Genomic DNA, 1,248 nt, shown 5'->3' on the forward strand with positions numbered 1-1,248 from the left:
CCTTCTCGCAGGATGTCAATATAAAAGTACTGACTTTTCCTTAAACGACGATTTACAAACTGGATATCTTCGGCAATCAGGCTGATTGGCGTTCGGTGGATAGTTTTGATCAAACGTTGAGCAAGTTGGTTGTTTTGCTCGATTTTGCCGGCTTGGCGAGGAGTTTCGGTAATAATAAGAAGATCAAAATCGCTTTGATAGCGATAAAGTAGGGTTTCCGGGTCGAGGTCTTCTACCCAGTCACCACGGGCATAACTCCCAAATAAAATGAGCATGTCAAGATCGATTTCTTCTCGAATGATCTCGATAGCCCTTTGTAATTCCTGCTGTTTTTGTTCAGGAAGGTGTTCAAGTGATGTTTTCATACCCTAATGATAATTGCTGTCCACATGGGTTCATAGCGTCGGTTTCTTCTGAGAAGCATAACGGCTTGGCTCAGGCGCCCAATGCCGCGTGGCACTGAGCTTGAATAATTGCTGAGGAGCCGGACCGTGACATTGGGTCGCTTGCAGCCAAATGTCAGGCGAATGAGCTATGAAAACGACCCATCAATTGAGCCTGGCCCCTTAATACTTTTTGAATTGAATTATTGGCTTTTATCTAATTTGAATGACCCCAACTATCTGATTTTCAAAGGAATTCAGTATACGGATCGCATTTTTTCTTATCCTTCCTTCAATGTCTGATACTCTGACATTGCCAGAACGTATCCAGATTAAATAAGGAGGATAACCTCTAACGTTTGTTATGTCGATAAAGTCTGAATCTTTTGTCACAATAACAAATTCGTGTTCCTTCGCAAACTCCCATATCCTCAAGTCATCTTTAGTTTGAAGATTAGAGTCTTTCACATGCTTCGAGTCCGGAAAAATGTCCGCAAGCCTTACTGCGAGTCTATAGGAGAGATGTTCGTCAAACAATAATTTCATCGAGATAGAATCAATTGATTTTGTTCTCTATCGGCCGCATAAGATAAACAGGCTTGAATATCGACTTCATTTAGTTCCGGGAAATCATCAATGATTTCCTCAGACGTCATTCCTTGAGCCAGCATTTCCAATACATCGTAAACGGTGATTCTTAGTCCCCGAATACAGGGTTTACCTGATCTTTTACCCGGTTCTAATGTGATAATATCTCGATAGTTCACGTATTTTACCTCGTAATTGAAAGGGTCTAGATAACTTTAGAGTGGATTTTCTTTCAGCAGAGTCAGTATTCTATCATAGAGGTTTTCCTCGCGGTAAT

At 41.2% G+C, this 1,248-nt stretch carries 3 protein-coding genes; all 3 read right to left on the bottom strand.

All coding sequences use genetic code 11. The annotated features are described in order from the left end of the window. Positions 1 to 365: nucleotidyltransferase domain-containing protein (locus BQ17_RS11865; RefSeq protein ID WP_141699248.1), on the bottom strand; the 365-nt coding region annotated here is incomplete at its 3' end. A gap of 231 nt (positions 366 to 596) precedes the next feature. Then, positions 597 to 929: a DUF5615 family PIN-like protein gene (locus BQ17_RS24190; RefSeq protein ID WP_176722404.1), complete on the bottom strand. Its 333-nt coding sequence runs from the start codon at positions 927 to 929 to the stop codon at positions 597 to 599. Beyond that, positions 926 to 1,150 carry a DUF433 domain-containing protein gene (locus BQ17_RS11875; protein ID WP_089727319.1) on the bottom strand — a complete coding sequence of 75 codons (225 nt, stop codon included), beginning with the start codon at positions 1,148 to 1,150 and terminating at the stop codon, positions 926 to 928. Before BQ17_RS11875 ends, BQ17_RS24190 begins: the two co-directional genes overlap by 4 nt. Between the last annotated feature and the right edge of the window lie 98 nt (positions 1,151 to 1,248).

Source organism: Candidatus Thiosymbion oneisti (assembly GCF_900092655.1).
GTDB classification, from domain to species: domain Bacteria; phylum Pseudomonadota; class Gammaproteobacteria; order Chromatiales; family Chromatiaceae; genus Thiosymbion; species Thiosymbion oneisti.

Bases quoted from the DNA above. Each gene is read 5' to 3' on its own strand.
- BQ17_RS24190 (WP_176722404.1), bottom strand. From the start codon at position 929: ATGAAATTATTGTTTGACGAACATCTCTCCTATAGACTCGCAGTAAGG.